Source organism: Nonomuraea solani, assembly GCF_900108335.1.
In the GTDB taxonomy this organism is placed as follows: domain Bacteria; phylum Actinomycetota; class Actinomycetes; order Streptosporangiales; family Streptosporangiaceae; genus Nonomuraea; species Nonomuraea solani.
In genome coordinates this window covers 927,230-953,085 of sequence record NZ_FNVT01000001.1, presented here as the reverse complement: position 1 = coordinate 953,085, position 25,856 = coordinate 927,230, and the positions used below count along the sequence as shown (strand labels likewise).

Genomic DNA, 25,856 nt, shown 5'->3' with positions numbered 1-25,856 from the left:
TGGGCTCATCGCCGGGCGGGCCGGGCCCGCGCGTGGCGGCTTTCTGCCAACCCCTTTCCTGGCAAGATCGCGCCCTGTATGTTCGAGCCGAAAGAAAGTTTCACCCATGGAGGAATGGTGGGCAAGAAGCTTCACATACTGGCGCTCCCGCTCGCGGCCGCCGCCGCCCTGACCGTCCTGGCGACCCCGGCTCAGGCCGCCGACGGCTACGACCGGTGCGTGGAGGGCAACTACTGCTTGTTCTCCGGCCTCGACGGCACCGGTGACATCGTTCAGATCAAGGGCAGCACGCCCGACCTCGCCGCGCTGGGCATGGCCGACCGGGCCAAGTCCGACTGGAACCGTACCGACTCCCGTATCTACCTCTTCTCCGAGGCGAACTACGGCGGGTGCGCGGCGGTCACCAGCGCGCGCGGCAAGGGCAACTTCTACATCGACTTCCGCGACTTCTTCGACTCCGTCCGCTTCAACGGCCCCGGCGGCCCGTCCTGCTCGCCGCCCCCCGGGGAGGGCTTCGCCAAGCAGGGGGCGACCGACTCGCACGGCTGATCACAGACCGGCTTCCGGGCCGGCGCGTGACTTGCACACTGGCGGTACGTATGTTCGATTACGTACCGCCAGTAGGCAACATGGAGGTAAGCCGTGTCCCCACCGCACATCGCCGTCTACGGCGCCACCGGTCACACGGGCCGCCTGGCCGCGGCCGAACTCCGCGCCCGTGGCCGGGAGGTCATCCTGGCCGGCCGCGACGGCGTCGCGCTCAAGGCCCTGTCCGACGAGCTCGGCGGGATGCCCGTCCACCAGGCCGCGCTCGACGACCCCGCCGCGTTACGCGAGCTCGCCGCGCTGGCGGACGTGCTGATCCACTGCGCGGGCCCGTTCACGCACACCGGCGCGCCGGTCGCCGAGGCGGCCGCCGAGGGCGGCTGCCACTACGTCGACCACGCGCTGGAGCAGCACCACACGAAGTGGATGTTCGACGTCATGTCCGAGCCGGCCCGGCGGGCGGGCATCACCATGGTCACGGCGATGAGTTTCTACGGCGGGCTGGGCGACCTGCTCACCGGCGCCGTGGCCGCCGGAATGACCGGAATCGACCGGGTGACCGCGGCGTACGCGGTGACCGGCTGGCGCCTGACCACGGGAGCCAGGCGCACCGCCGAGCTGCTGTTCGCCGACACCCGGCGGATCACCTACACCGAAGGCGCCCAGCACATCGGCTACGTCGAGCCGCGCAACGCGGTCTTCCCGTTCCCGCCGCCGCTCGGGCCGCGCACGATGATCGCGCCGGTGCCGTTCTCCGAGGTCCTCACCGTCCCCAGGCACACGCCCGCCCAGCGCGTCGAGGCTCAGCTCACGGCGCACACGTTCGAGGAGGAGCAGGCGTTCACCAGCGAGCACGTGGACGCCGCCACCAGGGCGGGCTCCGCCTTCACCGTCGCCGTCCAGGTCATCACCGGGACCGGCGGGCGGGCCGGGCAGGCGCGCGGGCACGACCTGTGGCGCATGAGCGCCCTCACCTCGGTCGAGGCCGCCGTCCGCCTGGCCGACGGGCACGGCCCCGGCCCCGGCGTCTTCGGCCCGGCCGAGGCGTTCCCCGCCGGGCCCTTCCTGCGCGATCTGGAGCGGCTCGGCCTGCTCACCCTGACCCTCCCGGAGGAGCGATGATCCCGTTCACCTCGACCCTCCCGGAGGAGCGATGATCCTGGTCACCGGAGCGGCCGGCGGGACGCAGGGCTCGACCGGGCGGCACGTCGTCGACCTGCTGCTGGCGCGCGGCCAGGCCGTGCGCGCGTTCGTGCGCTCCGACGACCACCGCGCCGAGGAACTGCGCAAGCTCGGCGCCGAGGTGGTCGTCGGCGACCTGCGCGAGATCCAGTCCGTACGCCCCGCGCTGCGCGGGATCAGCCGGGCCTTCTTCACCTATCCGGTGACGGCCGGCTTCCTGGACGCCACGGCCGCGTTCGCGGCGGCGGCCAGGGAGGCGGGCGTCGAGCGGGTCGTCGAGGTGTCCCAGCTCGACGCCTCCCCGGAGGCCGGCACGCCGCGCATGCGCCGCCACTGGCTGTCGGAGCAGGTCTTCGACTGGGCCGGGGTGGGCGCGGTGCACCTGCGGGCCGCGGTCTTCTTCGAGAACCTCGCCTTCGCCACGACCGGAGACCGGCTGGCCCTCCCGCTGGGCCCGCAGGACACCCGGATCCCGCTGGTCGCGGGCGCCGACGTGGCCCGGGTCGGCGCCGGGCTGCTGCTCGACCCCGCCCCGGCCGACCCGGTGTGCCTGGTGACCGGTCAGATGGCCTCGATCGGCGAGGCGGCCCGGGCGCTCGGCGTCGAGTACGTTGACGTGCCGCCCGAGGAGTGGGAGCGGGGGGCGATGGCCCTCTACCGCGACGAGGTCACCGTCGAGCACCTGTCGCACCTGTGGGCGATCTTCCGCTTCCTCGGCACCGCCGACCACCCGCTCTTCCGGGTCACCGAGAGCATCGAGCGCTATGGGGGCCGCCCGCCCGTACGGCTGACCGGCGGATAGGAAAAACCCCCGGCCGGAGTCGGCCGGGGGTTTTTCTCAGCTACCGATGATCAGCCGGTGAAGCCGATGATGGAGTAGTCGTAGGACTTGTAGCCACGAGCGCCCCAGTTGGCGAGCGTCTTCTTCGTCGCCTGGATGTCCGGGCGCTGGTACAGCGGGATCGTGTGCACCATGTCCCAGATGAGCTTGTCGGCGGCGTTGGCCTTCTCGATGGCCTTGGCCGGGTCCATCTCACTCACGGCCGCCTCGATCGCGGCGTCCACGGCCGGGTCGCTGCCCTTCGGGAAGTTGCTCTCGGAGCCCGTCTTGTAGATCTGCGACAGCGAGCCGATCGGCAGCGGCGTGCCGATCCACGAGAACGGCACCAGGTCGAAGTCGCCCTTGATGATGTAGTCGGTGAAGAACTTGTCCAGCGGGACGGTCTTGATCGTGACCTTGACCCCCGCCTCCTTGAGCATGGCCTGGGTCAGCTCGCCCTCCGTCTGGGACACCGGGGTGCCCGACGGGATGACGAAGCGGAGCTCCAGCTCCTTGCCGTCCTTCTTCCGGTATTCACCCTCCTGCTTCCAGCCGGCCTGGTCGAGGAGCTGCTTGGCCTTCTCCAGGTTGTACTTGCCGAGGTCGCCGGAGTTGTCGACGTAACCCTTGTGGTTGTTCATGAAGACGTGGTTGCCGAGCGTCTGCAGCGGCCAGTCCATGTCCTTGAGGTCCGACTGGGTGATCACGTCGCGGTTGATCCCGTACGACACGGCGTGACGGACGTTCTTGTCCTTGAGGATCTCGCTCGCGTTGTTGACCGTGAAGTGCCGCCAGTTCGGGCTCAGCGCCTTGCGGATGTCCACGTTGGGGACTTCCTTGGCGCGCTTGAGCTCGGCCGGAGCACCCGAGGGGATCTCCACCCCGTCGAGCTCGCCGTTCGCGAAGGCGTTCACCTGCGCCTCGGGCGACTCGATGGCCCGGAAGATGATCTTGTCGAGCTTGGCCTTCTTGCCCCACCACTTGTCGTCACGGACGAGCGTGAGGGTCTTGGTGCCCTCGTCGATCTTCTCGACCTTGAACGGGCCCGAGGTGACCGGGATCTTCTGGAGGTAGTCCTTCTCGTACTTCTCCGGGTCCGTCATGTGCGCGGCCGGGTAGAGGTGCGGCGAGCGGGAGAACAGGCCCATCCACTCGGGGTACGGCTTGGCGAACGTGATGATCGCGACCTTGTCGCTGTCACCCTTGACGACCGACTCGATGCGGTCCCAGCCGTCGGTGGAGGCGGGCTTGAACTTCTTGTTCTCGCCGCTGTTGATCTTCCAGGCGGCCTCGAAGTCCTTCCAGGTGATCGGCGTGCCGTCCGACCACTGAGCCTTCTCGTTGATCGTGTACGTGACGACCTGCTTGCCCGACGTCATGTCGTTCTTGAGGTCGGTCAGGTAGTCCGGGTTGGGCGAGTAGTTCGCCTCTTCGTCGAACGAGACCGGCTGCGGCATGATCGCGTCGAGCATGTCCGCCGTGTCGGCCTGGTTGCCGTCCACGTGGTTGCCGTTCCACTGCGACGGCCACTGCCCGACGGCCAGGGTCAGCGTGCCACCGTCCTTGACCTGGTCGTAGGCCACGGGGTTCACGCTGATCGCCGGCGTCTGCGACATCTGCTGCTGAGCCTGCTGCGACTGCTCGGCGCTCGGCTTCTTGGCTTCGCCGCCACCTCCGCCGCACGCCGACACGGCCAGGGCCAGGACCGCCATGCCCGCGGCCGCCCGGTAACGAACCTTCACTTTTCCTCCTGATCGTCCGAGGCCGTGATGACCTCGATCTCCTCCGCGTAATGGCAGGCGGCGCCGTGATCCACGGCCTTCGCCAGCCGAGCAACCGAAGGCTCTTCGTCCACGCACCGCCGCCGCTCGCCCTCGCTGAGCTGGGCGAACTTGGGGCAACGGGTACGGAACCGGCAACCCGATGGGGGGTCGGCCGGGCTGGGCAGGTCGCCTTCGAGCAAGATCCTCTTGCGGGTGCGCTCCATCTCCGGATCCGGAAGTGGAATCGCCGACAACAGCGCCTGCGTGTAAGGGTGTGCGGGGTGGTCGTACACGTCCTCGACCGTGCCGACCTCGGCGATCCTGCCGAGATACATCACGGCCACCCGATCGGCCAGGTGCCTGACCACGGCCAGGTCGTGGGCCACGAACAGATACGACAACCCCAGGGTGTTCTTCAGCTCCTCCAGCAGGTTGATCACACCCGCCTGGATGGAGACGTCGAGCGCCGAGACCGGCTCGTCCAGGACGAGCAGTTTCGGCTCCAGCGCGAGCGCCCGGGCGATGCCGATGCGCTGGCGCTGACCGCCGGAGAACTGGGCCGGATAGCGCTCGGCGTGCTCGGACGAGAGCCCGACCAGCTCCAGCAGCTCGCCGACCCGCTTGCGCACGTCCTTGCGGCCGTGGGCGCGCAGCGGCTCGGCGATGATGTCGCCGACCGGCATCCGCGGGTCGAGCGCGGCCATCGGGTCCTGGAAGACGATCTGCAGGTCCCGGCGGAGCGCCCGGCGGCCCGCGGAGTCCAGCTTGGCGCTGTCCTTGCCGAGCACGACGACCCGGCCGCCCTGCGGGGGCGCGAGCTGCATGATCTGCTGCAGGGTGGTGGTCTTGCCGCAACCCGACTCGCCCACCAGGGCCAGCGTCTCGCCCTCGGCGATGTCGAGGCTGATGCCGTCCACCGCGTACACCGTGCCGACGCGGCGCTTGAAGACCGCGCCCTTCATCAGCGGGTAGTGCCGGATCATGTCGTCCAGCTCCAGCACCGTGGCGCGCTCGGTCCGCGGCACGCGGACCACGTCGCTCGGCGGGATGACCGGCACGGGGAACACGTCGGCCCCGGTCAGGTTCTTGTGCTCGATCTCGTGCGACCGGATACAGGCGACGTGACGCCCGCCGCCGAACGGCGTCAGCGGCGGCTCCTCGTCGTCGCACATGTCCACCTTCATCGGGCAGCGCGGCGCGAACGGGCAGCCCGGCGGCAGGTTCGCCGGCGACGGCGGGTTGCCGTCGATCGGCACGAGCGCGCCCTCCTCGCCGTCCACTCGCGGGACCGAGGCGAGCAGGCCCATCGTGTACGGCATGCGCGGCCGGTAGTAGATGTCGTCCACCGGCCCCTGCTCGACCGGACGGCCGGCGTACATGACGAGCACCCGGTCGGCCATGCCCGCGATGACACCCAGGTCATGGGTGATCATCACGATGCCCGCGCCGGTCTCCTGCTGGGCGGTCTTGAGCACCTCCAGCACCTGGGCCTGGATGGTGACGTCCAGCGCGGTCGTCGGCTCGTCGCAGATCAGCAGGTCGGGGTCGTTGGCGATGGCCATGGCGATCATCGCGCGCTGCCGCATGCCGCCAGAGAACTCGTGCGGGAACGCCTTGGCGCGCACGTCCGGGTGCGGGATGCCGACCAGGTCGAGCAGTTCGACGGCGCGCTTGGCGGCCTTGTCCTTGCCCATCTTCTGGTGGACGCGCACGGCCTCGGCGATCTGGTCGCCGATCGTGTAGACGGGGGTGAACGCCGACAGCGGATCCTGGAAGATCATGCTGATCGACTTGCCGCGGACCTTGATCAGCTCGTCCTCGTCCATGCCGATCAGCTCGCGGCCGTGCAGCTTGGCCGAGCCGCTCACCACGGCGTTGCGGTGCAGCAGGCCCATGATGGCCAGCGAGGTGACCGACTTGCCGGAGCCCGACTCGCCCACGATGCCGAGCACTTCGCCGCGCTCGACCTCGTACGACACTCCGCGCACGGCCTCGATGCCGCCGGGGAAGGTGACGGTGAGGTCCCTGACCTCCAAGATGCTCACGAGTTGCTCCCCGGGTCGAGTGCGTCACGCAGGCCGTCGCCGATGAGGTTCACGCTGAGCACCAGGAGGACCAGCAGGCCGGCAGGGAAGACGAACAGCCACGGATAGCCGGTGGCGTTGCCCGAGCCGGCCGCGATCAGCGTGCCGAGAGAGACGTCCGGCGGCTGGATGCCGAAGCCGAAGAAGGACAGCGCCGCCTCGCCGATGATCGCGGCGGACACGTTGAGCGTCGCGTCGATGATCAACAGGGACGACAGGTTGGGCACGATGTGCCGGAAGATGATCTTCCAGCGCGGGATGCCCATGTAGACGGCGGCCAGGACGTACTCGCGCTCGCGCAGCGAGATCGTCATGCTGCGCACGACCCTGGAGGTGATCATCCAGGAGAACGCGGCCAGCAGCACCACGAACCAGAGCCAGGACGAGTCCGACTTCAGCCGCGGCGAGATGATCGCGATGATGAGGAAGCTGGGCAGGACCAGCAGCAGGTCCACGCCCCACATGAGCACCCTGTCGGCCCAGCCGCCGAAGTATCCGGCGAACGCTCCCACCACCGCGGCCAGGCCGGTCGAGATGAAGGCGACCAGGAGGCCGATGATGATCGACTTCTGCATGCCGCGCAGCGTGATCGCGTACATGTCCTGGCCGATGGACGTGGTGCCCCACCAGTGGTCGGCGTCGGGCGGCGACATGAAGGACAGGAAGTCCTTGTCCGTCCACTCGTAGCTGCCGAAGTAGGGGCCCACGTAGGCCAGCAGCACCAGCACGAGCAGCGCGGCGAAACCGTAACGGGCCTGCTTGTTCGCGAACAGGCGCCGCAGGACGACCTTGGAACGCATGTCAGCTCACCCGCACCCGAGGATCGAGGGCCGCGACCAGCAGGTCCGAAAGGAACGCGGCGGCCAGGACACAGACTGCGGTGAAGAAGGTCACCGCGGCGACGGAGTTGGCGTCGTTCGCGTTGATGGAGTCGATCAGCCAGGCTCCCATGCCGTGCCAGGCGAAGATCTTCTCGGTGAAGATCGCTCCGGTGAACATGGTCCCGAACGCGAAGGCGAAGTACGTCGCCGACGGGATCAGCGCGGTGCGCAGGGCGTGCTTGGTCAGCGCGGTCCTGCGGCGCAGGCCCTTGGCCATGGCCGTGCGGACGAAGTCCTGGCCGAGCACGTCAAGCATCATGTTGCGCTGGATCCGGCTGTAGAACGCGATCGAGCCGAGGCTGAGCGAGATGGTCGGCAGGATCAGGTGGTTCAGCCGGTTGACGAGCTGGTCCCAGCCCGAGAGGCGGGGGTTGTACTCGCCGGTGTACTCGATCAGCGTGAACCCGAGCCCGCGGTTCAGGTTGTACGTGGAGATCGCCAGCAGGGTGGCCAGGACGAAGACGGGGATCGCCATGATCACGAACGAGCTGACACCTATTAACCGGTCGGAGAGCCGGTACTGCTTCACCGCCGAGACCGCGCCCAGGGCCACGCCCACGACGAACCCGAGCAGGGTGCCGATGAGGAGCAACCGGAGGCTGACCATGATGCGCCGGCCCATCTCGTCGTTGACGGAGCCGCCGTTCCAGGTCTTGCCGAAGTCTCCGGTGACGACGCCCGCCGCCCAGGTCGCGTAGCGCTCCAGGACGGGCGTCTTGTCGTTCAGGTTGTAGGCATCAAGTGTGGCGTCGATAGTGGCCGCCGGGATGGGCGGCTGCCTACCTTCGTACGAGGCGCGCGGGTTCATGGTGCTGGCCGCGAGCATGTACGCCAGACTGGCCGCCACGGCGACCAAGATCACATTTATTGCCAACCTGCGGAGCAGGTACTTGCCCATTACTCTCCGTTCGCGCTGACCGAGGGCTCGACTCCGGCTTGGTAGCTACAGCCCCCGCAACGAAAACCCATCTCGTCTCATGAAATTCTCTTGACACCGAGATGGCGATCAACGCGCAGAATATATGTAAAAATATAACAGTCAGAAACCGTGGGATATAACAGTCAGGTCACCCACAAAAGATCGACTTGACCCGTCCGATACCCCACGATCCCCGTGCCGGCCTGGGGTAACGAGACCCTCCAAGGTGACCACGACAGCCCTCATACGAGGACGTATGTCACAGAATCCGGACAAAACTTTACGTCCGGACAAAGAGATCCCCCTCAACATCGGGGAACGGCAACTGTGAGCTGTCTCTAGGGGCGCAGAGCCGCGGTCAGGAAGTAGTCGTCCGCGCCGACCTGGCCACCCTTGAGCGCCACCACGAGGCCGTCGCACGCGGGATCGTCCGAGGCCAGGACACATATGGGGCCGCCCACCGCCAGGGTGCCGACCACGTCCAGGGCGCGGGCTCCGAGGGCGGCCACGACCTGGCCCGAGGTGTCGCCGCCCGCCACCACCAGCCGCCGCACCAGCCCCGCCCGTACGGCGGCCGCGGCGATCCGGCCGAGCAGGTCGCCGATGCCCGCCGGGTCGCGGGCCGGTCCCCGGGTGGACTGGACGATGGTGTGACGGCCTTCGCGCAGGCTCTCCTCCACCCGCCCGGCCACGTCCCAGGAGGCGTCCAGCACCCGCCATCCCGCCCGCTCGGCCGTGTCGATCTGACGCACGGTGATCGGCGACCGGCTCCCCGACACCACCAGCACGGGCCCGGCCGCCTCAGGCGACGCCTGCTCCGGTTCCGGTGAGGTCGTCGGCCGGGCGGTCCAGGCGGAGGCCAGGGCGTAGCTGAGGCCGCCGGAGCCGACGCAGAAGAGCGGGCCGCGCCTTCGGGCCTCCGCGAGCAGCAGGGTGCCGAGGGCCCGGAGGTGGTCGTCGGTGGTCGCGTCCGCCACGACGGCCGCGTCCATGGACTCCAGCCGGTCCGTGCCCGCCGGTAGCCGGCCGACCTGCCCGACGCCCTGTTCCCTGAGACGGAGGCACAGGTCGGCCTCGGTGGCGGGGGTGGTGGGGTGGTCGCGCATCGGGGGGTAGCGGTCCAGCCTGAGAACCTCGTCGCCCGACCGTACGAAATGGTTGCCGAACCACGTGTAACGGCCGAACTCCGGCTGTGCGGCCAGGACCGGCACCGGCCCCGTGGCCAGGCCCGAGCGGTGCAGGGCGGCCACGACCGCGCCGATGCTGCCGCGTTCCGGGGAGGAGTCGAAGGTCGAGCAGATCTTGTACTGGACGGCCAGGGGCCGGAGGGCCGCCATCGCCCTGAGGGCCGGCAACACCACCGCGACCGGGTCGGCCGAGGCCCGGGCGGTGGTGGCGAGGCCGATGACGTCGTTCTCCGAGTGCACGTGCGCAAGGTCCGTGACCAGCGATCCGGTCAGCCCGAACCGCCTGAACTGCCACAGCGCGTCGGTCGCCCCCGTGAAGTCGTCGGCCACGAAGGCGAAGAGCGTCACGGGCCGACCACCCCGCCGAAGTGTTCCAGGGCCCTGACCAGTTCCGGCTCGTCCACCTCCGTCAGCGGGGTGCCGGCCGCCGCGGCCGCCCACGCCTGCCGGATGCTGGTGATCCCGGCCGCCGGCCCGTCCGGGTGGCCGAGGACGCCCCCGCCCGCCAGGACGAGCAGGTCGTCGGTGCCGGTCCGCTCCAGGGCGACGGGCGCGGTGCCGGCCCACTGGGCCGACGACAGGACGGGCAGGCACGGGAAGCCGCCGAGCAGCGGCTCGCGGACCGCGCGTACCGTGGCCGCGACCTCGTCGTCCGTCACGTAGAACTTGCTGTGGAACCCGCCGCAGTGCAGGTGGTCGATCCCGGTCAGGCGGGCCAGCTTCTGGTACGCCACATGCCCGACCCCCAGCCCCGGATGCCGCGCGAGCGCCCCGATGCCCGTGACGTGCGCGTGGATGGGCACCCTGGCGTGCCGCCGCAGCATGGCCACCGCCGGGAAGCCCACGACGTTCAGGTTGACCATCACGCAGGTCCCTCCGGCGGCCACCACCATGTCGTGGTTGCGCAGCATCCGGTCGGGTTCGTCGCTGATGTTGAAGGCGTACATGGGCCGCCGCCCGGTGCGCCGCTCCACCTCGTCGAGCGCCCCCGTCACGGCCCTGATGCGCTGCGCCAGCGGCGCGGGCGGGCAGTCGGCGTTCACCTCGTCGTCCTTGATGAAGTCGGCCCCGGCCAGCCCCAGCTCCAGCACCAGCGAGACGTAGTCGGCGGGCCGCAGCCCGACGTTGGGCTTGACGATGGTGCCGATCAGCACGCCCTCGGGCCGCCCCACCAGCCGCCGGGTGCCGGAGACGGCGTATCCGGCCGGCAGGTACGCCTGCCCGAACGCGGCCGGCAACTCCAGGTCCACCAGCTTGACCCCGGCCAGCTCGCGCAACTCGTAGAGGTTGCCCGCGACGACGGGGAAGAGGTTCGTCAGCGAAGGCCCGGTGTTGGCGAGGGGGAACCCGATCCGCACCAGACCGGCCCGCAGCGGCCCGTCGCCGCGCGCTCCCGGCAGTCCCTCGCCGACCGGGACGGGGATCTCGGTCAGGTCCAGCGTCACCGCGCCGTGCCGGGCGCGCAGCTCGGCGGTCTCACCGGCCACGGCGACGAACGTGCCGGTGCTCTGCTCACCCGCGATCGCGCTCACCGCCTGCTCCAGCGGCAGCCGGGTGACGATCCGGTACGTGGCGACGGTCAGTTCACGGCCCCGACGAAGGAGGGGGCGTGAACTGACGGCTGCTGTGTCGCTCACGTATGCAACTCCTTCGCGAGGTACTCCATGGCGAGCGGCGGACTGGCCAGCACGGGCACCTGGACGTCGACCACCACCCGCGCCATCGACGCCTGGGCCAGGACGACCACGTCCACCTGGCCGGCCAGCTCGGTCAGGGCCGCCGCCACGCGGGCGTCGTGGGTGGCGGCGTCGCCGCTCATCAGGGCCTCGAACGCGCCCTCGCACAGCCGGGCGGTCAGCTCGACGTCCTTGCCGCCGGCGCGGCGGCGTACCAGGTCGGCGGTGGGTTCGAGGGTGGTGGACAGGGTGGCGAGCACGCCGATCCGGCGGCCGAGCGCGACGGCGCGGTCGGCCATCGGCCGGTCCACGCGGGTCACCGGCACCCCGGTCAGCGGCTCGGCCGCCTCCACGGCCGCGCCGATCGAGGAGCAGGTGACCAGGATGTGGTCGGCGCCGGCGGCCTCGGCGGAGCCGATGTGACCGGCGACCCGGCGCGCGGTCTGGGGAGTGAGCCGGCCGGCGGCGATGGTGTTCTTGATCAGGCTGTCGTCGACGATGTTGAACGTGCCGACTCCCGGCAGGTGCTCGGCGCACAGCTTGGCGAACACCTCCACCAGCGTCGCCGACGTGTGGACCAGTCCGAGTCTCATGGTCCACAAGGTACTGCCGGGTGTGCCGGATGTTAAGGCTTCATCAGATGAAAATCTCACTTCATCTGATGAAGGGCTAGGAAAAGCGGGCCGCGCCCGCTAGCGTGCGAGCCGTGGCAACTGACCCTCAGAGGGAGCGGCACGCCCAGGTCGTGCACGCCCTCGGCGCCCGCATCGTCGGCGGCTCCCTCGCTCCCGGCACGTCCATCCCCATCGAGGAGGAGCTGGTCGGCGAGCTCGGCGTGGGCCGCTCCGCCGTACGGGAGGGCGTGAAGGTCCTGGCCGGCAAGGGCCTGCTGGAGACCAGGCGGAGCGCGGGCACGATCGTGCGCCCGCGCGAGTCCTGGAACCTGCTCGACGCCGACGTGCTGAGCTGGCGGTTCGAGCCCGAGCCGCGGCCCGGCGACATCCGGGTGCTGGCCGACCTGCGGGTCGCGCTGGAGCCCGGGGCGGCCCGGGTGGCGGCCGAGCGGGCCGACGCGAGCGCGGTGGAGCGCATCGACCAGGCCCTGGCCACGCTCTACGCCACAGCCGACGACCCCGAGCCCTTCATCGAGGCCGACCTGGCCTTCCACAAGGCGGTGTTCGCCGCGGCGGACAACGACCTGCTGCTCTACATCTACGACATGATCAGCATCGCCCTGCGGTCCGTGCGCCAGGTGCACACCCGCTCGGTGGCGCACAACAAGGAAACGCTGCCCGGCCACGAACGCGTGGCCCTGGCGATCAGGCGCCGCCACCACCGCAAGGCCGAGGAGGCCATGCGCGAGGTGGTCGAGGTGGCTCGCGCCGACGCCGAGCAGCACGTACGTCTCTGCTGCTAGACCCGTCGAAACGCTGGAAATGAGCTCTCACTTGGACGTCCTCCTCGACGTCGACGGCCCGGTGGCCGTCGTCACCCTCAACAGACCCGCCAAGCTCAACGCCATCACCCCCGACATGGCCGCCGCCCTGCGCGCCTGCCTGAGCCGGGTGGAGGCCGACCCCACCATCCGGGTGGCCGTGCTCACGGGCGCGGGCGAGCGCTCCTTCTGCGTCGGCAGCGACATCCGCGAGCTCGACGAGTACGCCACCCCGTGGGAGTTCCGCAACCGCGGCGACTACGGCGACGCCGTCCGGGCCCTGCGCAAGCCGATCATCGCGGCCGTCAACGGCTACGCTTACGGCGGCGGCCTGGAGCTGGCCATGGCCTGCGACATCCGGCTGGCCGCCGAGACGGCCACGTTCGCCGCGCCGGAGATCAAACTGGGCTGGATCGGCGGCAGCGGCCAGTCGGCGCTGCTGGCCCACTCCGTCGGCCCTGGCAACGCGGCCACCATGCTGCTCACCGGCGACCCGATCGACGCCGCCCGCGCCAGGGATTGGGGGCTCGTCACCGACGTGCACCCGCGGGCCGAGTTGCTGAAGGCGGCCAGGACGCTGGCCGAGACGATCGCCAAGCGGCCGCCGATCGCCGCGCAGACCGCCAAGGCCAACCTCAAGGCCGCCTACTCGATGCCGCTCGACCAGGCCATCCAGTACGAACGCGACCTGCAGACCGTCTGCTTCGCCACCGACGACGCGGCCGAGGGCAGGGCCGCCTTCGCCGCCCGCCGCGAGCCCGTCTTCGAGGGGCGCTGACATGGGCGTGCTCGACGGATACCGCGTGGTCGACCTGTCCATCGCGATGGCGGGCCCGCTGGCCGCCATGCGGCTGGGCGACCTGGGCGCGGACGTGGTCAAGGTGGAGCCGGTGACCGGCGAGTGGCAGCGGCACGCCCCGGCGGGCGGCGCCGTCGGCAACCAGGTCAACGCCTCGTTCCTGTCGCTCAACCGCAACAAGCGCAGCCTCGCGGTCAACCTCAAGTCCGGCGAGGGCCGCGAGATCGTGCACAAGCTGGCCGCGTCGGCGGACGTGTTCCTGCAGAACTACCGGCCCGGCGTGGCCGAGCGGCTCGGCATGGACTACGACACGATCAGCGGGCTCAACGCGGCCATCGTGTACGTCTCCATGTCCGGCTACGGCGAGAGCGGCCCGTACATCTCCAGGCCCGGCCAGGACCTGCTGCTGCAGGCCATGAGCGGCGCCATGCTGAGCACCGGCCGCGACGGCGACCCGCCCGTGCCCGCCGGCTCGTACGCGATCGACGCCATCACCGCCTACAGCGCGTTCGAGGGCGCGCTGGCCGCGCTGTTACACCGCGAGCGCACCGGCGAGGGCCAGCGGGTGAGCGTCAACATGCTGGACGCGGCGGTCGCCGTGCAGATGCAGGAGCTGTCGATCTACACGGTCGGCAAGGTGCCGCAGCGGCGCGGCAGCGAGCCGCACGGCCACACCTACATCCGCGCCCCGTACGGCGTGTTCGCCACCAAGGACGGCTACATCGCGCTCGGCATGCCCCGGCTGGACGGCCTGGCCGTCGCGCTCGACCTGCCCGAGCTGGCCGCGATGGACGGTGACGCCGACGGCCACACCCGGCGCGACGAGATCACCGCGCTCGTGGCCGGCCGCCTGCCGGAGCGCACGACGGCCGAGTGGCTGGAGATCCTCGCCCGTCTCGACCTGTGGGCGGGCCCGGTGTACGGCTACGCCGACCTGGTCAACGACCCGCAGGTCAAGCACAACGGCTCGTTCGTCACCTACGACCACCGCACCGAGGGCACGGTCACCACGCCCGGCTTCCCGTACGGCTTCAGCGCCACCCCGCCCGGGGTGCGCAGGGGCGCCCCGCTGGTCGGCGAGCACACGAGGGAGCTGCTCGAAGAGCTCGGCTACCCCGCGGAGCGCACGGCCGAGCTGGTGGCGGAGGGCGTGCTGGCATGCGAGGACTGACCTGGGACCACCCGCGCGGGTATGCTCCGCTGGACGAGCTGACCCGGCTCGACCAGGCCGGCGACCACCCGTACGGACAGGTCCCCGAGCCGATCGTATGGGACCGCCAGCCGCTGGAGGGCTTCGAGTCGGAGCCGATCGCGAAGCTGGCCGCGACCTATGACGTGATGGTGATCGACCATCCGGGGCTGGGCGCGGCCACGGACGCGCTGGTGCCGATGGAGGAGCTGTTCGCGCCGGAGGAGCTGGCCGGGCTGCGGTTCGCGGGCCGCTCCCGCGAGAGCTACCACCTCGACGGCCGGCAGTGGGCACTGCCGCTCGACGCCGCCACCCAGGTGGCCGCCGCCCGGCCCGGGGTGACGGTGCCCGCGACCTGGCCAGAGGTGATCGACCTGGCGAAGAGCACGCGGATGGCGCTGTGCCTGGGCGGGCCGCACGCGTTCCTGATGTTCTGCGCGCTGTGCTCGGGCGACTTCCTCGACGAGGCGGCCGGCGAGCGGGCGCTGGAGCTGATGGCGGAGCTGCTCGCGCTGTCGGACCCGGAGTCGTCACTGCTCAACCCGATCGGCGTGCTGGACGCGATGACGGCGGGCGCCGTGGACTGCTGCCCGCTCCTGTACGGCTACGCCAGCTACGACCTGGCCTTCTCGGACGCGCCCGCCTGGCCGGGCAAGGCGCCGGGAAGCGTGCTCGGCGGCACCGGGCTCGTGGTCTCACGGCGGCGCATCGGCACCATCCGCGACGCGGTCCGCGCGCACCTGCTGCGGCTGACCTCCGAGCCGGTCCAGACCGGGCTGTTCCCGGCCACCGGCGGCCAGCCCGCGTCGGCCGCCGCCTGGCAGCGCGAGGGCTTCTACCGCGACACCGCCGCCACTATGGAGGCCGCCTGGATCAGGCCGCGCTTCCCCGGTTACATCGCCCTGCAGGAGCGCTCGTCGGCGCTGATCCGAGCCGGGCTGCTCGCCCGCACCCCGGCTCCCGCCCTGCTCGGCGACCTGCGCGAGGAATGGAGGAACGCATGAGCACGGCGCTCGTCACCGGCGCCGCCGGAGCGCTCGGCCGCGCGATCGTGCGCCGCCTGGCCGCCGACGGCCACCAGGTGGCCGCACTCGACGTCGGCACCGCGGGGCTCGAGGGCGCGCTCAACCTGAAGGCCGACCTGCGCGACCCGGCCGCCATCGAGGCCGCGTTCGGCGAGACGGCCGACCGGCTCGGCCCGGTCGGCATCCTCGTCAACAACGCCGCGATCTACCCGGCCCGGCCCTTCCTGGAGGTGCCGCTGGCCGAGTACGACGACGTGCACGCGGTCAACCAGCGCGCCTACTGGCTGTGCGCGCAGCACGCCGCCCGGCAGATGGGCGACGGCGGCGGCGCGATCGTCAACATCGCCTCGATCACCATGCACGGCGGCTGGTCCGACCTGGCCGCCTACGTGGCCACGAAGGGCGCGGCCACCTCGCTCACCAGGGCGCTGGCCCGCGAGCTGGGCCCGAAGGAGATCCGGGTCAACTGCGTGTCGCCGGGGGCGTTCCCGACGGCGGCCGAGGAGATCCACGAGGACCTGGAGGCGTACAACCGGCATGTCCTGGAGCGGCAGGCGCTCCAGCGGCGTGGCACGCCCGAGGAGCTGGCCGCCGTGGTGTCGTTCCTGACCGGCCCGGACGCCTCGTTCGTCACGGGCCAGACCATCGAAGTCAACGGAGGGTGGGTGATGGCATGACGCCGAACCGCAGGCGGCTGGCCGAGCTGACGGGCGACCTGAGCGCGGCCGGCGGGGTGCGGCTGGTGACGCTCGGCGACGGTGCCGAGCGCGGGATCAGGACGCTGGAGTTCCGCACCGGTTCGGGGCTGGCCTTCGACGTGCTGGTGGATCGGTGCATGGACATCGGGCACGCCGAGCACGCCGGGCGCTCGTTCGGCTGGCGCTCCCCCACCGGTTTCCGCCACCCGGGCCTGCACGAGAACAACGACGAGGACGGGCTGTCCTGGCTGCGCTCGTTCTCGGGGCTCATCGTCACGGCGGGCCTGGACCACACGCTGTTCGGCGGCGAGGTCCCCGCCGGCACCTACCGCTACCCGCCCCGCGAGTCCGTACGGCACGGTCTGCACGGCCGCGCCGGCAACCTGCCGGCCCGCCTGACCGGCTACGGCGAGCGGTGGGACGGCGAGCGCTGCGTGCTGTGGGCGGAGGGCGAGGTGCGGCAGGCGGCGGTGTTCGCCGAGAACCTGCGGCTGGTCCGCCGCATCGAGGCCGACCTGGGCGGCGACGAGATCCGGCTGATCGACACGGTGACGAACGCCGGGTTCGAGGCGTCGCCGCACATGTACCTGTACCACATCAACCTGGGCTGGCCGCTGCTCGACGAGGGCGCCCGGCTGGAGGCCGGCATCCGCGAGACGCTCTGGCAGAGCGACAGCGTGGCCGAGCAGAAGGCCGACCACATCACCTTCCCCGGCCCGGTGCCGGGGTTCGTGGAGCAGGTGTACGAGCACGCGCTCATCCCCGGCGGCGACGGGCTGCACCGGGTGGCGGTGGTCAACGACCGGCTCGGGATGCGGGTGAGCGTGGAGTGGCGGGCCGATGAGTTCCCGTACTTCTTCGAGTGGATGAACCTGCGCTCGGGCAACTACGCGGTCGGCCTGGAGCCGTCCACGCACCACGTTTCCGGTGACGCGGCCTCCCGGCAGGACGGCAGCATGATCTGGCTGGGACCGCAGGAGTCACGCTCGTACCACACGACCTTCCGTGTCGGGGCCGCCTGAGGGCTCAGAGGTCGAGCCGGTACGCGCGCCGCGCCGTACCGGCGAAGACCTCGGCCCGCTCGCCCTCCGACAGCCCGGCGGTCAGCTCGTCCGCCGCCCCGGCGACCTGCTCGTACTCGGCCGCGAGCAAGCAGACCGGCCAGTCGGAGCCGAACATCACCCGCCCGGGCCCGAACGCCTCCAGCACCACCTCCGCGTACGGCCGCAGGTCGGCCACCCGCCAGGCCGCCCAGTCGGCCTCGGTGACCATGCCGGACAGCTTGCAGTAGACGTTGGGGTGGGCGGCCAGCTCGGCGATCCGCGACCGCCACGGCTCCAGCTCGCCCGCGGCGATCGGCGGCTTGGACAGGTGGTCGAGCACGAACGTCAGCCCGGGCAGCGCGGCCACCGTGTCGATGGCGGCGGGCAGCTGGTGCGGCAGCGTGAGCAGGTCGTAGGCCAGCCCGGCGGCGGCCACTGCGGCCAGCCCGCGGCGCACGCCGGGCCGGTTGAGCCAGTTCGGGTCGGGCTCGGACTGCACGCCGTGGCGCACGCCCACGAGCCCGGCGGGCAGCGCGGCGAGCCGGTCGCCGACGTCGGGGGCGGTCAGGTCGACCCAGCCGACGACGCCGGCGACCAGCTCGGACCCGGCGGCCAGAGCCAGGAACTCCTCGGTCTCGGCCTGGTCGGGCAGCACCTGCACCAGCACGGTCCTGCTCACCCCGGCCGCGGCGGCGGGCCCGGCGAGGTCGTCGAGGGTGAACGTGCGGCGCACGGGCGCCAGCTTCTCCCCGTCCAGCCAGGTGTGCGGCCGGGCGGACACGTCCCAGACGTGGTGGTGGGCGTCGATGCGGCTCATGGGTTACTCGGCCTCCAACTCCGCCCAGAGGGCGTCGGGGATGGTGGTGGCGGCCAGGGTCATGTCCTCGGCCACCTCCTCGGGGCTACGGGCGCCGACGACGACGCCGGTCACGGCCGGATGGCGCAGCGGGAACCGCAGGGCGGCCGCGGCGAGCGGGACCCCGTGAGCCTCGCACAGCTCGGCCATCGCACGGGCCCGCTTCAGCACCGGCTCACTCGCCGGCCGGTAGTCGTAGTGCGCGCCGGGTGTGGGGTCGGCCAGGATCCCGCCGTTGAACACCCCCGCGACCAGCACGCCGACCCCGCGCTCCGCGCACAGCGGCAGCAGTTCGTCGCCGGCCGTGCGGTCGAGCAGGCTGTAGCGCCCGGCCACCATCACGCAGTCCACGTCGGTCTCCCGCACGAACCTGGCCGGCATCGCGGCCTGGTTCATGCCCACGCCGATCGCCCGCACCCCGCCCTGCGCGCGCAGCCGCTCCAGCGCGGGGTACGCGTACCGCACCGCCTGTTCCCAGTGGTCGTCCGGGTCGTGGATGAGCAGGAGGTCGAACGCGTCCAGCCCGGTACGTTCCAAACTGCCGACCAGGGAGGCGTACACGCCCTCCACGGTGTAGTCGCGCCTGACCGGATCGAGCAGCGCGCCGACCTTGCTGGACACCGTCACCGCGGCCCGGTCCACGCCGGCCAGGAACCGTCCCAGCCTGCGCTCGGCCAGCCCCTCGCCATAACGGGGGGCGGTGTCGAAGTAGCGGACGCCCGCGTCCCAGGCGGCTTCGAGCGTGGCCGCGGCCTGCTCCTCGCCGACGGGGGTGTAGAGCCCGGCCAGGGGCGCGGTGCCGAGGCCGACCCTGGAAACGGTGACGCCGCTGCGACCGAGCCTCACGTCTCGGGTCCCCTCTCCGCTTGGAGATCGTTTGCAGCACGCAACCTAGCAGACCTCCCATGTCATGGACCAGATGACCAAGGGTCTGGACAGATATCGACCTCGTCGCGTAGACATACATCCTACGTCTGTACGGCGAGAGTTTCCGCCGACACCTTCCCCCGCGCCGGGCGCGTGGCGCGATCTTCCCATCGTTTTTCGTGGACTTCCCTTGTGTTCTGGAACAGGAGCAACGGTGACCATTGACGGCTACACACGGCGCGGCGTGATCACGACCGGGTTAGGTGCCGCGGCCGGATCCCTGCTGGTGAGCGGCGCGACCGGCGGCCCGGCCCAGGCGGGCACGCGGGGCAACCCGCTGACCCTCTGGTACACCCGCCCGGCCGGGGTCTGGCTGGAGGCGCTGCCCGTGGGCTGCGGGCGGCTGGGCGCGATGGTGTTCGGCGGCGTGGCCACCGAGCGCCTGCAGCTCAACGAGGACAGCATCTGGGCCGGCGGGCCGCACGACTACGACAATCCGGAGGCGCTGGCCGCCCTTCCGCAGATCCGGCAGTGGGTCTGGGAGGACAAGTGGCAGGCGGCCCAGAACCTGGCCGACCAGAAGTTCCTCGGCAAGCCCAGCGAGCAGGCGCCGTACCAGGTGCTCGGCGACCTCACGCTGACCTACCCGGGCTCGGCCGAGTTCACCGAATATCGCCGCGAGCTGGACCTGACCAGGGCCGTCACCACCGTGACGTTCGTGCGCGACGGCGTACGCCACACGCGCGAGGTGTTCGCCAGCAACCCCGACCAGGTCATCGTCGTCCGGCACACGGCCGACAAGCCCGGCTCGGTGACGTTCCAGGCGGCCTTCACCAGCCCGCAGGTCGCCACCACCACGTCGTCCGCCGGCGACGGCACGATCGCGCTCGACGGGGTCAGCGGCGACACCCAGGGCCTGAAGGGCGAGGTCCGCTTCCGCGCCCTGGCCAGGGCGAAGGCGAAGGGCGGCACGGTCACCACCGACGGCGGCACGCTGTCCGTGGCGGGCGCCGACGAGGTCACGGTGCTGATCTCCATGGGCTCCAGCTACCGCAGCTTCAAGGACGTCGGCGGCGACCCGGCGGAGGTGGCCGGGAAGCACCTGAAGCGGGCGAGCGGGCAGCCGTACGAGCTCCTGCGCCGCAGGCACCTCGGCGACTACCGGCGGCTGTTCGACCGGGTGGAGATCGACCTCGGCACGTCGGACGCGATCGCGCTGCCGACCGACGAGCGCATCGCCCGCAAGCAGCTCGACACCGACCCGCAGCTCGCCGCCCTCTACTTCCAGTACGGCCGCTACCTGCTGATCTCCTGCTCCCGCGCGCCCGGCCATGCCGCGAACCTGCAGGGCGTCTGGAACGACTCGCTGACGCCCGCGTGGGAGTCGAAGTACACCATCAACATCAACTGCGAGATGAACTACTGGCCGGCCGGTCCAGGCAACCTGGCCGAGTGCATGGACCCGCTGTTCGACCTGATCAAGGACCTGGCGGAGACCGGCGCGCGGACCGCGAAGGCCCAGTACGGCGCCGCCGGCTGGGTGGCGCACCACAACACCGACGGCTGGCGCGGCACGGCCCCCGTCGACTTCGCCTTCTACGGCGTCTGGCCCACCGGCGGCGCGTGGCTGTGCCTGACGTTGTGGGAGCACTACCTCTACACCGGCGACGAGCGGCGGCTGCGCGAGCACTTCCCGCTGATCAAGGGCTCGGTGGAGTTCTTCCTCGACACGCTGCAGACCGACCCCAGGACCGGCTACCTGGTGACCAACCCGTCGCACTCCCCCGAGGTCGGCCACCACGAGGACGGCGGCGAGAACGTCAGCATCTGCGCGGGCCCGACCATGGACATGCAGATCCTGCGGGACCTGTTCGGGGCCTTCGCGGAGGCGTCGGAGATCCTCGGGGTCGAGGAGGGCATGCGGGCGAAGGTGACGGAGGCCGCCACCCGGTTCGTGCCCAACCAGGTCGGGCATCTCGGGCAGATCCAGGAGTGGCAGGAGGACTACCGGGGCGACGCGGCGCTCTCCCGCAGCCGGCACATCTCGCACCTGTGGGGGCTGTTCCCCGGCCACCAGATCGATCCACGCCTGTCCCCCGAGCTGGCCCAGGCCGCGCGGCGGACGCTGGAGCTGCGCGGGGAGGCGGGGGCCGGGTGGTCGCTGGCCTGGAAGATCAACTTCTGGGCGCGGCTGCTCGACGCGAAGGAGGCGTACAAGCGGCTGGGGAACCTGCTGGTTCCCGCGCGGACCGCGCCCAACATGTTCGACCTGCACCCGCCGTTCCAGATCGACGGCAACTTCGGCGGCACCTCCGGGATCACGGAGATGCTGCTGCAGAGCCACGGCGACCAGGTGCACCTGCTGCCCGCGCTGCCCACCGCCTGGCCGGCGGGGTCGTTCAAGGGGCTGCGGGCGCGCGGCGGGTTCGAGGTGGACCTGGAGTGGGCCGGCGGCGCCCTGGGCGGGAGCCGGATCCGCTCGGACCTGGGCCGGAAGCTCACCCTGCGCACCGCGGCCCCGGTCACGGTCAGGCAGCACGGTCGTGAGGTCAAGGTGGAGCGCCCCGAGCCGGGCGTCGTCGTCTTCGACACCCGCCGGGGCGCGACCTACGACATAACGCCCTCGGCCTGACCATGCGCCCCCGTGCCCGGCTCCGCGAGCGCCCGGGCACGAGGGCGCGTGCGGGACGCCTCACCCCGGGCGTGGGCGGCGAACAGGCGGGCCGCCTCGTCCGGGTCGCCCGAGGCCAGGGCAGCCACCAGGTCGTCATGGTGGCCGGCCATGGCCGACCAGTCGCCACTGTAGAGCGGGTTGCCCACCACGTGCAGGCTCCACAGGTTCGACTCGATCGTCCGCCACAACCGCAGCAGGAAGGAGTTGCCGCAGGCCGCGCAGACCCGCCGGTGGAAGGTCAGGTCCGCGTCGCGGAAGGCCCCTATGTCGCCGTCGCGGGCCGCCTGGCGCATGGCCATGACGTCGGCCGAGAGCTGCCGCAACGTGTCGGGCTGGATGCGGGTGGCGGCGCCGCGTGCGGCATACTCCTCCAGCAACACCCTGATGTCGCGCACCTCCCGGGCCTGCTCGTCCGAGATCTCCGCGACGTAGCTGCCCCGGTTGGGATAGGAGATGACCAGCCCCTCGTGCGCCAACCGCTTGATCGCCTCCCTGGCCGGGGCCTGGCTGGTGCCGACCCGCCTGGCGATCTCCGCCTCCACCAGCCGATGCCCCGCCCGCAGCTCCCCCGACACGATCCAGCCGCGCAGCAGCGCGTAGACGCGGTCCGACAGCAGCTCCCTGGGCAGCAGCCGGGCCGTGGGCGGCGCGACCTGCTGCTCCTGCCAGATGCGCGCCACCGTGGACTGTGACAGCCCGAGCTGCTCGGCCATCGTCCGCGTCGAGGGCACGGCCGTCCCGCCGGCCGCGGCCGCGATCACCCGCTCGGCCTCCTGCCGCTCCGCGCTGCGCGGGCGGCCGGGCCGTGGCGCGTCGGACAGGCCGTCCAGGCCGCGCTCCACGAAGCGGGCGCGCCACTTCGCCACCGTCGCCGGGCTGACCGCCAGCCGCGTCGCGATCTCCTTGCGCGGCAGCCCGTCGGCGCAGGCCAGGACGATGCGGCTGCGCAGCGCGAGCCCTCCTCCCGGCTCCTCGCCGGCCCATGCCGTCAGTGCGGACCGTTCCTCCGCTCCCAATACCAGCCGCTTGTCGTCATCCTGTCCAGCCACGCGCCCACCTTAACGTATTTATGACTCAGCTACCCGCTGGACACATATTTGTAGCGGCCTGTTTCCCCTTGACGGGCCTATATGACCAACGTATTAAATAATCGCTAATCGAGTATCGACCCATTAAAAGGCGTCGCAGATCTCGCCCCCTTGGAGGTGCGATGCGTTCCCCCCGTCCATCCCTCGCCCTGTCAGCCGTCGGCTGTCTCGTCCTGCTCACCGGCTGTGGCGGGGGCGGCTTCGCCGGCGACTCCCAGGCACAGCAGAGCGAGGGCGGCCAGGTCTCCGTCAGGATGCTGGTCAACATCAGCCCGAACCTCACCCAGGCGTACTGGGACGGCCTGGTCAAGCCGTTCGAACAGGCCAACCCGGGCATCGACGTCAAGATCGAGGCGCCGACCGGCAAGGGCGTGGCCGACACGCTGCCGCAGCAGCTCGCCGCCGGCAACGCCCCCGACGTCGTCGAGACGCTGATGGCGGACGAGACGCTGGCCAAGCAGATGCTCGACCTGACCGACCAGCCCTGGACCAAGGACACGCCGCTGGCCGAGCAGGCCAAGCTGGGCGGCAGGACGTACTCGGTCGGCGTCGGCGTGCAGGCCCAGTCGCTGGTCTTCTACAACAAGGCCGCGTTCGACAAGGCCGGCATCAAGGAGTCGCCGACCACGTTCGACGAGCTCGACGCGGCCATGGGCAAGCTCAAGGAGGCCGGCTACCTGCCGCTGCAGACCGGCGGCGACTTCCTGACCGGCCTGCAGCTCCTGCAACTGTCCAACCCCAGCCGCGCCCAGACGCACCCCGCCTGGCAGCAGGACGTCAAGGCGGGCAAGACCAAGGCGGGCGAGTCGCTGCTGCCGTATCTGGAGCGCTACCGCACCTGGATCGACAAGGGGTACGTCGACAAGAACGCCCTCGGCATGAAGTACGCCGACGCCGAGACCGCGTTCCTGACCGGCAAGTCGGCCATGTACGTCATGGGGAGCTGGTTCACCGCCTCCGAGGCCAAGGCCAAGAAGGACTTCGAGGTGGGCGTCTTCCCGGCTCCGGTGGACAAGGGGCAGACATACCCGGGTCCGCAGGGGGCGACGCTGGCGGCGCCGTACATGATCCTCAAGTCCACCCCGCAGAAGGACGCGGCGCTCAAGCTCGTGCAATGGCTGGTCACCGACCCGGCGGCGGTCAAGAGCCAGCTCGCCCAGGACGGCAACTTCCGCACCGGCGTCGAGCGCGAGTTCACCCCGCTGGAGAAGCAGGTCCAGGAGATCCTCGACAAGGCGCCCTCCGGGGTCCCGCAGGGCGAGGGCTACGGCGACGCCACCCTGCCCAAGGGCTTCAACGCCGCCTGGAACACCGAGGTCCAGGGCCTCTATGTGGGCAAGTCCCCCAAGGAAGTCGCCGAGGGCGTGGACCGCTGGCTGGCCGGACGCGCATGACACTCACCCGGGAAGCACCCGCCGTCACGGCTCGGCCGCCGGCCCCGCGCAAGCGGAGCTACGACGGGCTGGCCGGCGCGATCATGGTGGCGCCCGCCACGATCCTCTACGTCGTGATGCTGATCGTCCCGGTCGGCCTGGCCCTCTACCTGAGCCTGACCGACTGGGACGGCTTCAGCGCCGACCCGGCGTTCGTCGGCGCCGCCAACTACGCCCGCCTGCTGAGCGACCCGGAGCTGCAGCGCGCCGCCCTGGTCACGCTGCTGATCGCGACGGCCGGCACCGCCGGGCTGAACCTGCTCGGCCTCGGCTTCGCCCTCCTGGTCAACGGCGCCTCCCGGGCGAACACGTTCTTCCGGATCGTGCTGTTCTACCCGCACGTGCTCAGCGCCCTGGTGGTCGGCTTCCTCTGGTCGGCCATCCTGGGCACCACCGGCGCGGTCAACAACCTCGTCACGACGTGGGGCGGGCAGGTCATCCCGTTCCTGTCCGACCCCACCTGGGCCACGGTCACCATGATCGCGGTGCTGGTGTGGGCCGGGTTCGGCGTCAACGTGGTGCTCTACCTGGCCGGGCTGCAGGCGGTGCCGCACTCGCTGATCGAGGCGGCGCGGATCGACGGGGCGACGCGCCGGCAGGTGTTCAGGAACGTGACGCTGCCCGCGCTGGGCCCGTCCGTGACGGTCAACATCGTGCTGTCGCTGGTGACGCTGCTGAAGACGTACGACCTGGTGGTGTCGCTGACGGCGGGCGGGCCTGCCGGTCAGACGCAGACCGTCGCCTACCTCATCCTGTGGAACTCCTTCCACGACGCCCGCCTGGGCTTCGGCTCGGCGCAGTCGGTGATCCTCATGCTGGTCACGGCGGCGCTGGCGTTCGTGGTGGTCAAGCTGCGCAGGCGCGGCGAACTGGCGGTGCACCAGTGAGAAGGACCTTCCTCTGGGCGACCGTCGCCTTCATGCTCATCCCCCTGTACGTGCTGACCGTCAACGCGTTCAAGGGCCAGCAGGACATCCTGGCCAACCCGTTCGGGCTCGGCGGCCTGACCCTCGAACCGCTCGGCAGGGCGCTGACCAACCCGCAGTTCAACGTGTTCCTGGGCTACGCGATCACGCTGCTGTTCGTGGTGGCGGTCAACGTGCTGTCCGTGGGCCTGGCGGCCCCGGCCGCGTACGTGATCGCGCGCGGCACGAAGCGCAGGTTCCGCGTACTCATGCTGTTCTTCCTGGCCGGGACGTTCATCCCGGGCCAGGTGCTGGTCATCCCGGTCGTGTACGTCCTCAAGACCCTCGGCCTGATGGGCACCATCCGCGGTTTCGTGCTCTTCGAGACCACGCTCACGCTACCGTTCTCGATCTTCCTGTACGCGGGCTACATCGCCACCATCCCGGCCGTGCTCGACCAGGCGGCGGCCGTGGACGGGGCGGGCCGGCTGCGTACGTTCTGGCAGATCGTCTTCCCGCTGATGCGGCCCGCGGTCGCCACGATGGTCATCCTCAACACCTTCTCGGTGTGGAACGACTTCGTGAACCCGCAGATCATCCTGGGTCCCGGCAGCGGCCTCTACACCGTCACCACCGGCGTCTACGCGGCGGTCAGCCAGTACTCCACCGACTACACGGTGGTCTTCCCGACGCTGCTGCTGGCCATCGCCCCGCTGCTGGTCTTCTTCGTCTTCATGCAACGGCACATCATCAGCGGCCTGACGGCAGGAGCTACGAAAGGGTGAA

Annotated in this window: 23 protein-coding genes; 13 read left to right on the top strand and 10 right to left on the bottom strand. The window is 70.8% G+C overall.

Translation table 11 applies throughout. The features are described from left to right. Positions 1-114 precede the first annotated feature (114 nt). From C4V41_RS04160 to C4V41_RS04150, 3 genes are all read left to right on the top strand, one after another. Positions 115-549 (top strand): peptidase inhibitor family I36 protein, encoded by a 435-nt coding sequence (locus C4V41_RS04160; protein WP_235029893.1) that lies wholly within the window; start codon positions 115-117, stop codon positions 547-549. Positions 550-642: 93 nt separating this feature from the next. Next, a complete protein-coding gene (locus C4V41_RS04155; RefSeq protein WP_200823731.1) occupies positions 643-1,668 on the top strand; it encodes a saccharopine dehydrogenase NADP-binding domain-containing protein in 1,026 nt (341 codons plus the stop codon). Positions 1,669-1,699: 31 nt separating this feature from the next. Continuing rightward, complete coding sequence (locus tag C4V41_RS04150) at positions 1,700-2,530, top strand: NAD(P)H-binding protein (protein WP_103954340.1); 831 nt, start codon at positions 1,700-1,702, stop codon at positions 2,528-2,530. Between the two features lie 50 nt (positions 2,531-2,580). Here C4V41_RS04150 and C4V41_RS04145 read toward each other — a convergent pair whose 3' ends face one another. The 7 genes from C4V41_RS04145 to C4V41_RS04115 all read right to left on the bottom strand — a co-directional run bounded on the left by C4V41_RS04145 (position 2,581) and on the right by C4V41_RS04115 (position 11,651). After that, complete coding sequence (locus C4V41_RS04145; protein WP_103954339.1) at positions 2,581-4,290, bottom strand: ABC transporter family substrate-binding protein; 1,710 nt, start codon at positions 4,288-4,290, stop codon at positions 2,581-2,583. After that, positions 4,287-6,356: an ABC transporter ATP-binding protein gene (locus tag C4V41_RS04140; RefSeq protein WP_103954338.1), complete on the bottom strand. Its 2,070-nt coding sequence runs from the start codon at positions 6,354-6,356 to the stop codon at positions 4,287-4,289. Before C4V41_RS04140 ends, C4V41_RS04145 begins: the two co-directional genes overlap by 4 nt. Continuing rightward, positions 6,353-7,195 carry an ABC transporter permease gene (locus C4V41_RS04135; protein WP_103954337.1) on the bottom strand — a complete coding sequence of 281 codons (843 nt, stop codon included), beginning with the start codon at positions 7,193-7,195 and terminating at the stop codon, positions 6,353-6,355. Before C4V41_RS04135 ends, C4V41_RS04140 begins: the two co-directional genes overlap by 4 nt. Position 7,196: 1 nt before the next feature. Further along, entirely contained in the window at positions 7,197-8,174 is a 978-nt protein-coding gene (locus C4V41_RS04130; protein WP_103954336.1) for an ABC transporter permease, read from the bottom strand. 359 nt (positions 8,175-8,533) lie between these two features. Further along, positions 8,534-9,730 (bottom strand): four-carbon acid sugar kinase family protein, encoded by a 1,197-nt coding sequence (locus tag C4V41_RS04125; protein WP_160150160.1) that lies wholly within the window; start codon positions 9,728-9,730, stop codon positions 8,534-8,536. Next, positions 9,727-11,019 (bottom strand): RuBisCO large subunit C-terminal-like domain-containing protein, encoded by a 1,293-nt coding sequence (locus tag C4V41_RS04120; RefSeq protein WP_103954334.1) that lies wholly within the window; start codon positions 11,017-11,019, stop codon positions 9,727-9,729. The genes C4V41_RS04125 and C4V41_RS04120 overlap by 4 nt, the downstream gene beginning before the upstream one ends. Then, positions 11,016-11,651, bottom strand: coding sequence for an aspartate/glutamate racemase family protein (locus C4V41_RS04115; protein WP_103954738.1), 636 nt, complete (start codon positions 11,649-11,651; stop codon positions 11,016-11,018). Before C4V41_RS04115 ends, C4V41_RS04120 begins: the two co-directional genes overlap by 4 nt. 113 nt (positions 11,652-11,764) lie before the next feature. On the opposite strand from C4V41_RS04115, the gene C4V41_RS04110 reads away from it, so the two are divergent. Genes C4V41_RS04110 through C4V41_RS04085 form a run of 6 tightly spaced genes read left to right on the top strand, consistent with a single transcriptional unit; the run spans position 11,765 to position 17,226 of the window. Continuing rightward, on the top strand, positions 11,765-12,475 hold the full coding sequence (locus C4V41_RS04110) for a FadR/GntR family transcriptional regulator (RefSeq protein WP_160150159.1): 711 nt from the start codon (positions 11,765-11,767) through the stop codon (positions 12,473-12,475). 31 nt (positions 12,476-12,506) lie between these two features. After that, the gene (locus C4V41_RS04105; protein WP_235029892.1) at positions 12,507-13,271 is read left to right on the top strand and encodes an enoyl-CoA hydratase/isomerase family protein; all 765 of its coding nucleotides are present in this window, start codon (positions 12,507-12,509) and stop codon (positions 13,269-13,271) included. Position 13,272: 1 nt separating this feature from the next. Further along, the gene (locus C4V41_RS04100; protein WP_103954331.1) at positions 13,273-14,463 is read left to right on the top strand and encodes a CaiB/BaiF CoA transferase family protein; all 1,191 of its coding nucleotides are present in this window, start codon (positions 13,273-13,275) and stop codon (positions 14,461-14,463) included. Continuing rightward, a complete protein-coding gene (locus C4V41_RS04095; protein ID WP_103954330.1) occupies positions 14,451-15,485 on the top strand; it encodes a type 2 periplasmic-binding domain-containing protein in 1,035 nt (344 codons plus the stop codon). The genes C4V41_RS04100 and C4V41_RS04095 overlap by 13 nt, the downstream gene beginning before the upstream one ends. Further along, entirely contained in the window at positions 15,482-16,183 is a 702-nt protein-coding gene (locus tag C4V41_RS04090) for an SDR family NAD(P)-dependent oxidoreductase (RefSeq protein WP_103954329.1), read from the top strand. Before C4V41_RS04095 ends, C4V41_RS04090 begins: the two co-directional genes overlap by 4 nt. Further along, on the top strand, positions 16,180-17,226 hold the full coding sequence (locus C4V41_RS04085) for an aldose 1-epimerase family protein (RefSeq protein ID WP_103954328.1): 1,047 nt from the start codon (positions 16,180-16,182) through the stop codon (positions 17,224-17,226). Before C4V41_RS04090 ends, C4V41_RS04085 begins: the two co-directional genes overlap by 4 nt. Before the next feature lie 4 nt (positions 17,227-17,230). Here the strand turns inward: C4V41_RS04085 and C4V41_RS04080 are convergent, their stop codons facing one another. Continuing rightward, positions 17,231-18,064, bottom strand: coding sequence for an amidohydrolase family protein (locus tag C4V41_RS04080; RefSeq protein ID WP_103954327.1), 834 nt, complete (start codon positions 18,062-18,064; stop codon positions 17,231-17,233). Positions 18,065-18,067: 3 nt separating this feature from the next. Then, a complete protein-coding gene (locus C4V41_RS04075) occupies positions 18,068-18,949 on the bottom strand; it encodes an aldo/keto reductase (protein ID WP_103954326.1) in 882 nt (293 codons plus the stop codon). Between the two features lie 235 nt (positions 18,950-19,184). On the opposite strand from C4V41_RS04075, the gene C4V41_RS04070 reads away from it, so the two are divergent. After that, the gene (locus C4V41_RS04070) at positions 19,185-21,602 is read left to right on the top strand and encodes a glycoside hydrolase family 95 protein (protein ID WP_200823730.1); all 2,418 of its coding nucleotides are present in this window, start codon (positions 19,185-19,187) and stop codon (positions 21,600-21,602) included. Here the strand turns inward: C4V41_RS04070 and C4V41_RS04065 are convergent. Further along, a complete protein-coding gene (locus C4V41_RS04065) occupies positions 21,578-22,693 on the bottom strand; it encodes an FCD domain-containing protein (protein ID WP_103954325.1) in 1,116 nt (371 codons plus the stop codon). The two genes, C4V41_RS04070 and C4V41_RS04065, sit on opposite strands and share 25 nt — an antisense overlap. Positions 22,694-22,854: 161 nt before the next feature. Here C4V41_RS04065 and C4V41_RS04060 point away from each other — a divergent pair, with 161 nt between their 5' ends. The 3 genes from C4V41_RS04060 to C4V41_RS04050 are packed head-to-tail and all read left to right on the top strand — an operon-like array spanning position 22,855 to position 25,855. Further along, a complete protein-coding gene (locus C4V41_RS04060; RefSeq protein ID WP_103954324.1) occupies positions 22,855-24,126 on the top strand; it encodes an ABC transporter substrate-binding protein in 1,272 nt (423 codons plus the stop codon). Further along, positions 24,123-25,052, top strand: coding sequence for a carbohydrate ABC transporter permease (locus C4V41_RS04055; RefSeq protein WP_200823729.1), 930 nt, complete (start codon positions 24,123-24,125; stop codon positions 25,050-25,052). The genes C4V41_RS04060 and C4V41_RS04055 overlap by 4 nt, the downstream gene beginning before the upstream one ends. Further along, positions 25,049-25,855, top strand: a complete 807-nt coding sequence (locus C4V41_RS04050; RefSeq protein WP_200823728.1) for a carbohydrate ABC transporter permease — start codon at positions 25,049-25,051, stop codon at positions 25,853-25,855. The genes C4V41_RS04055 and C4V41_RS04050 overlap by 4 nt, the downstream gene beginning before the upstream one ends. Position 25,856: the final 1 nt, after the last annotated feature.

Coding starts and splice junctions, on each gene's coding strand:
- C4V41_RS04160 (WP_235029893.1), top strand. CDS start 115: ATGGTGGGCAAGAAGCTTCACATACTGGCGCTCCCGCTCGCGGCCGCC.
- C4V41_RS04150 (WP_103954340.1), top strand. CDS start 1,700: ATGATCCTGGTCACCGGAGCGGCCGGCGGGACGCAGGGCTCGACCGGG.
- C4V41_RS04135 (WP_103954337.1), bottom strand. CDS start 7,195: ATGCGTTCCAAGGTCGTCCTGCGGCGCCTGTTCGCGAACAAGCAGGCC.
- C4V41_RS04130 (WP_103954336.1), bottom strand. CDS start 8,174: ATGGGCAAGTACCTGCTCCGCAGGTTGGCAATAAATGTGATCTTGGTC.
- C4V41_RS04115 (WP_103954738.1), bottom strand. CDS start 11,651: ATGAGACTCGGACTGGTCCACACGTCGGCGACGCTGGTGGAGGTGTTC.
- C4V41_RS04100 (WP_103954331.1), top strand. CDS start 13,273: ATGGGCGTGCTCGACGGATACCGCGTGGTCGACCTGTCCATCGCGATG.
- C4V41_RS04095 (WP_103954330.1), top strand. CDS start 14,451: ATGCGAGGACTGACCTGGGACCACCCGCGCGGGTATGCTCCGCTGGAC.
- C4V41_RS04090 (WP_103954329.1), top strand. CDS start 15,482: ATGAGCACGGCGCTCGTCACCGGCGCCGCCGGAGCGCTCGGCCGCGCG.
- C4V41_RS04085 (WP_103954328.1), top strand. CDS start 16,180: ATGACGCCGAACCGCAGGCGGCTGGCCGAGCTGACGGGCGACCTGAGC.
- C4V41_RS04080 (WP_103954327.1), bottom strand. CDS start 18,064: ATGAGCCGCATCGACGCCCACCACCACGTCTGGGACGTGTCCGCCCGG.
- C4V41_RS04060 (WP_103954324.1), top strand. CDS start 22,855: ATGCGTTCCCCCCGTCCATCCCTCGCCCTGTCAGCCGTCGGCTGTCTC.
- C4V41_RS04055 (WP_200823729.1), top strand. CDS start 24,123: ATGACACTCACCCGGGAAGCACCCGCCGTCACGGCTCGGCCGCCGGCC.